Origin of the sequence: Klebsiella sp. 2019SCSN059 (genome assembly GCF_021739525.1) — a bacterium.
In the GTDB taxonomy this organism is placed as follows: domain Bacteria; phylum Pseudomonadota; class Gammaproteobacteria; order Enterobacterales; family Enterobacteriaceae; genus Klebsiella; species Klebsiella quasipneumoniae.
In genome coordinates this window covers 1-4,854 of record NZ_JAKKOM010000074.1, presented here as the reverse complement: position 1 = coordinate 4,854, position 4,854 = coordinate 1, and the positions used below count along the sequence as shown (strand labels likewise).

Below are 4,854 nucleotides of genomic sequence, written 5' to 3'. Positions count from 1 at the left end.
CGCCGTGGGTCGATGTTTGATGTTATGGAGCAGCAACGATGTTACGCAGCAGGGCAGTCGCCCTAAAACAAAGTTAGCCATATGAACTCGGAATCAGTACGCATTTATCTCGTTGCTGCGATGGGAGCCAATCGGGTTATTGGCAATGGTCCTAATATCCCCTGGAAAATTCCGGGTGAGCAGAAGATTTTTCGCAGACTCACTGAGGGAAAAGTCGTTGTCATGGGGCGAAAGACCTTTGAGTCTATCGGCAAGCCTCTACCGAACCGTCACACATTGGTAATCTCACGCCAAGCTAACTACCGCGCCACTGGCTGCGTAGTTGTTTCAACGCTGTCGCACGCTATCGCTTTGGCATCCGAACTCGGCAATGAACTCTACGTCGCGGGCGGAGCTGAGATATACACTCTGGCACTACCTCACGCCCACGGCGTGTTTCTATCTGAGGTACATCAAACCTTCGAGGGTGACGCCTTCTTCCCAATGCTCAACGAAACAGAATTCGAGCTTGTCTCAACCGAAACCATTCAAGCTGTAATTCCGTACACCCACTCCGTTTATGCGCGTCGAAACGGCTAACCATTCCGTCAACGGGACGCCAAAATGCTGCGCATTTTGGTTCCCTCCGCTGCGCTCCGGCTCTCGTTACGTCCAACGTTAGCACCACTGAAACCCAGCTTTATTTAGCTCATGTTTATTCAAACGGCATTTAGCTTTTCAGGCGTTATTCAGTGCCTGTTTTGCCTTTTTTCCGGGCTTCGCCTGCATGGGCTGCGCAGGTTTTCAGTCTTTTTGGCCTCTAGCCCTTGCGTAGCAAGCGCAAGCAGCTATCGTTTTTGCAGTGCTGTGCCGCCTCGGTGGCGCAGCGTTTTTTCACGGTTAGCGCCCGTCGCCAAATTCAAGTTATCCGTTTTGGCTTCTGGTTCTAACATTTCGGTCAAGCCGACCCGCATTCTGCGGTCGGCTTACCTCGCCCGTTAGACATCATGAGGGAAGCGGTGACCATCGAAATTTCGAACCAACTATCAGAGGTGCTAAGCGTCATTGAGCGCCATCTGGAATCAACGTTGCTGGCCGTGCATTTGTACGGCTCCGCAGTGGATGGCGGCCTGAAGCCATACAGCGATATTGATTTGTTGGTTACTGTGGCCGTAAAGCTTGATGAAACGACGCGGCGAGCATTGCTCAATGATCTTATGGAGGCTTCGGCTTTCCCTGGCGAGAGCGAGACGCTCCGCGCTATAGAAGTCACCCTTGTCGTGCATGACGACATCATCCCGTGGCGTTATCCGGCTAAGCGCGAGCTGCAATTTGGAGAATGGCAGCGCAATGACATTCTTGCGGGTATCTTCGAGCCAGCCATGATCGACATTGATCTAGCTATCCTGCTTACAAAAGCAAGAGAACATAGCGTTGCCTTGGTAGGTCCGGCAGCGGAGGAATTCTTTGACCCGGTTCCTGAACAGGATCTATTCGAGGCGCTGAGGGAAACCTTGAAGCTATGGAACTCGCAGCCCGACTGGGCCGGCGATGAGCGAAATGTAGTGCTTACGTTGTCCCGCATTTGGTACAGCGCAATAACCGGCAAAATCGCGCCGAAGGATGTCGCTGCCGACTGGGCAATAAAACGCCTACCTGCCCAGTATCAGCCCGTCTTACTTGAAGCTAAGCAAGCTTATCTGGGACAAAAAGAAGATCACTTGGCCTCACGCGCAGATCACTTGGAAGAATTTATTCGCTTTGTGAAAGGCGAGATCATCAAGTCAGTTGGTAAATGATGTCTAACAATTCGTTCAAGCCGACCGCGCTACGCGCGGCGGCTTAACTCCGGCGTTAGATGCACTAAGCACATAATTGCTCACAGCCAAACTATCAGGTCAAGTCTGCTTTTATTATTTTTAAGCGTGCATAATAAGCCCTACACAAATTGGGTAAAACCGCAAGAACTGTAATTATGAATTTGTCAGAAAACTATCCGTACAAGGAAGTGTATGAAAAATGTCTGGTATAATAAAGATATCATCTTGAAAATCGAGTGTTGCTCTGTGGATAACTTGCAGGGTTTAATAAGTATCTTTACTCAAAAGTTGCAATCAATAATTTATTGAAAAAGATTGAAAGGTGGTGGTAAATAATGTTACAATGTGGGAGTATCAGTTTAAATTCTTCGTGAAATAGTGTTCATGGTTAGGAAATTCGATTAACAGTTTAATGAGTTAATAACGATATGTTTCGTCATCAGAGTCTACTAAAAGGTCTCTATCGTATTTAAACTTAACCTTGCTAACGCGTAACCGCACTATTTTTAACCAAAAACTGAAATGATAGGCACACTGATCCTAGGCTGCGGTTTGTAACCATCGCTTTTTAGCCATTTTATCCCGCCTTTCTGACAGTAAAGTGACCGCGTGTAGGCCTTTTTCGGCACTCATAAACCGCAGTCGGTTTCCGCATAAAATACATTGGTACGGATCCGTGTTTAAAAATCCTTTGGTCAGGGCTGCAAACCCCGGTTTTTCAGGCACGTTAGGATGAATCATGTCCAACGCGTCATACACTTTAGGTAATAAGTGCCCACGTTTGCGATTGGCTAAAAAACCGTAATAGCGGATCATTTTAAAATGGCGAGCTGGGATATGACTGACATAACGTCTTATCATTTCTTCTTGGGATAAAATTTGTCGCCGATGTTGCTGGCTGTGGTGATCATAATAATGATGGAGCACGGTGCCGCCGCTGTAGTGTTTCAATTGAGAGGCCGAGATAGGCGGACGTTTTAAGTAACGCCCTAGATATTTGACGTTGTGCCACGCGCCTCGGGTTTTCTTAGCAAAATGGAGTTTCCAATAACGTTGAAACTGGGCATTGAGGTAACGACACCACGTTGGGTAATCGCGAATATGCCCGAAACCAGGCAATTTATTCGGTTGTAACTGAACATAGTTGTCTCGAAGGAGCCGAATAACGGCACTGCGCCAGACTTTTTCGACGTCTTTCTTTTTAAAGAAAATCGGCTTCCAGGTGTCGTATTTGGTGAGACCGCCTCGGGTGACGGATAAATGAATGTGGGGATGTTGATTGAGTTGGCGACCATAGGTGTGCAGTGCACAAAAAATGCCAATGTCGAGTCCAAGGCGTCTAGCGTATTTGAGCATAGCACGGGTGGCACAGCGAAAGAGTTGGTTGAGCAAGGCCCAGTTGTTATTGAAAAAAGGCCAAAGCAAGTGCGGCATCGTGAGAGTGATATGTTGCCATTCGCAATCTGGCAAAATATGCCGTTGTTGGGCGATCCACTGTTCGGTGCCTTTGAGCCCACACGCACTGCAAGCTTTGGATTTACAGGTTTGACAAAAGAAGCGCGAATGCGTGCATTCAGGAGAAGAACAGCAATAACGTCGAACGCCCATCGCGCAGGTGCTACAGGCGAGCATCTTTTCAACACAGAGGAGTTGCCATTCATCGACAGGGTTGTTATCAATGAAGCGGTTCCATCCGTCGTCATATTGAAATAGCAGTTTAGTGGGTCTGGGAATATACATGAAGCAGAGTATAAAAGACGAGAAGAGAGTTGCCTAGAAATAGAGCGGCTTTGCCGCGATGCTCACGCCAAAGGCGTGCTTATGTTCTTTTAAGCTAATAAAAAATGCACGTGGAATTTAGGTCAAAGAAAAGTAAAGAAAAATTTATTTATGGAGGTAAAAAAGGATGAGTCAAGTTGTTGATTTTTTAAATGAAGCAAAAACTTATTATTTTGCAACCGTTGAAGGAGACCAGCCAAGGGTCAGACCGTTTAATGCAGCCATGGAGAGGAATGGCAAGGTCTATCTTGGTACAACCAATCAGAAAAAAGTTTATCAGCAGTTATTGGCAAATTCAAAGGTGGAAGTCTCAGGTATGGCAAAAGGAAAATGGATTCGGCTCACCGGCGAAGCCGTAATTGATGATACCGTGGAAGCAAGGGAAGCAATGCTTGAAGCAAATCCGCCTTTGAGAGATATGTATAGCGCTGATGATGGGAAATTCACCGTATTTTATTTGAAAAACATGCAGGCAGTTTTATATTCCTTTACAGGAGATCCGGAGATATTAGATAATTAATCAAAACATGCAGCCCAAGTGTAGAATGAACTGACCCCCATAAGTTAGACCAAAAATCTAACTTATGGGAGGTCATTTTTTATGGCAAAATACAGTTATGAATTTAAGTTACAAGTTGTTCAAGCATATTTAGATTTTTATTTTGTCCGTTTTGTCTAGCTTACCGAAAGCCAGACTCAGCAAGAATAAAATTTTTATTGTCTTTCGGTTTTCTAGTGTAACGGACAAAACCACTCAAAATAAAAAAGATACAAGAGAGGTCTCTCGTATCTTTTATTCAGCAATCGCGCCCGATTGCTGAACAGATTAATAATAGATTTTAGCTTTTTATTTGTTGAAAAAAGCTAATCAAATTGTTGTCGGGATCAATTACTGCAAAGTCTCGTTCATCCCACCACTGATCTTTTAATGATGTATTGGGGTGCAAAATGCCCAAAGGCTTAATATGTTGATATAATTCATCAATTCCCTCTACTTCAATGCGGCAACTAGCAGTACCAGCAATAAACGACTCCGCACCTGTACAAACCGGTGAATCATTACTACGAGAGCGCCAGCCTTCATCACTTGCCTCCCATAGATGAATCCGAACCTCATTACACATTAGAACTGCGAATCCATCTTCATGGTGAACCAAAGTGAAACCTAGTTTATCGCAATAAAAACCTATACTCTTTTTAAGGCACTGTTGCAAAGTTAGCGATGAGGCAGCCTTTTGTCTTATTCAAAGGCCTTACATTTCAAAAACTCTGCTTA

At 45.2% G+C, this 4,854-nt stretch carries 6 protein-coding genes and 1 pseudogene; 5 read left to right on the top strand and 2 right to left on the bottom strand.

Annotation, left to right across the window (positions count from 1 at the left end; translation table 11 throughout):
- Positions 1-81 precede the first annotated feature (81 nt).
- The 4 genes and pseudogenes from dfrA12 to L2I46_RS28590 all read left to right on the top strand — a co-directional run.
- Positions 82-579, top strand: coding sequence for a trimethoprim-resistant dihydrofolate reductase DfrA12 (gene dfrA12, locus L2I46_RS28605; RefSeq protein WP_001083725.1), 498 nt, complete (start codon positions 82-84; stop codon positions 577-579).
- Between the two features lie 111 nt (positions 580-690).
- A complete protein-coding gene (locus L2I46_RS28600; protein WP_001336345.1) occupies positions 691-981 on the top strand; it encodes a DUF1010 domain-containing protein in 291 nt (96 codons plus the stop codon).
- A 5-nt stretch (positions 982-986) separates the two neighbouring features.
- On the top strand, positions 987-1,778 hold the full coding sequence (locus L2I46_RS28595) for an ANT(3'')-Ia family aminoglycoside nucleotidyltransferase AadA2 (RefSeq protein ID WP_001206356.1): 792 nt from the start codon (positions 987-989) through the stop codon (positions 1,776-1,778).
- Between the two features lie 146 nt (positions 1,779-1,924).
- Positions 1,925-2,011, top strand: a pseudogene (locus tag L2I46_RS28590) (hypothetical protein); the annotation flags it as partial.
- A gap of 328 nt (positions 2,012-2,339) precedes the next feature.
- Here L2I46_RS28590 and L2I46_RS28585 read toward each other — a convergent pair.
- A complete protein-coding gene (locus L2I46_RS28585; RefSeq protein WP_015344972.1) occupies positions 2,340-3,539 on the bottom strand; it encodes an IS91 family transposase in 1,200 nt (399 codons plus the stop codon).
- A gap of 166 nt (positions 3,540-3,705) precedes the next feature.
- Between L2I46_RS28585 and L2I46_RS28580 the strand changes: the two genes are divergently transcribed.
- Entirely contained in the window at positions 3,706-4,098 is a 393-nt protein-coding gene (locus L2I46_RS28580; protein WP_004193041.1) for a pyridoxamine 5'-phosphate oxidase family protein, read from the top strand.
- 319 nt (positions 4,099-4,417) lie between these two features.
- Here the strand turns inward: L2I46_RS28580 and bleO are convergent, their stop codons facing one another.
- Complete coding sequence (gene bleO / locus L2I46_RS28575; protein ID WP_064732565.1) at positions 4,418-4,822, bottom strand: bleomycin binding protein; 405 nt, start codon at positions 4,820-4,822, stop codon at positions 4,418-4,420.
- Positions 4,823-4,854: the final 32 nt, after the last annotated feature.

Coding starts and splice junctions, on each gene's coding strand:
- dfrA12 (WP_001083725.1), top strand. CDS start 82: ATGAACTCGGAATCAGTACGCATTTATCTCGTTGCTGCGATGGGAGCC.
- L2I46_RS28585 (WP_015344972.1), bottom strand. CDS start 3,539: ATGTATATTCCCAGACCCACTAAACTGCTATTTCAATATGACGACGGA.
- L2I46_RS28595 (WP_001206356.1), top strand. CDS start 987: ATGAGGGAAGCGGTGACCATCGAAATTTCGAACCAACTATCAGAGGTG.
- L2I46_RS28580 (WP_004193041.1), top strand. CDS start 3,706: ATGAGTCAAGTTGTTGATTTTTTAAATGAAGCAAAAACTTATTATTTT.
- L2I46_RS28600 (WP_001336345.1), top strand. CDS start 691: ATGTTTATTCAAACGGCATTTAGCTTTTCAGGCGTTATTCAGTGCCTG.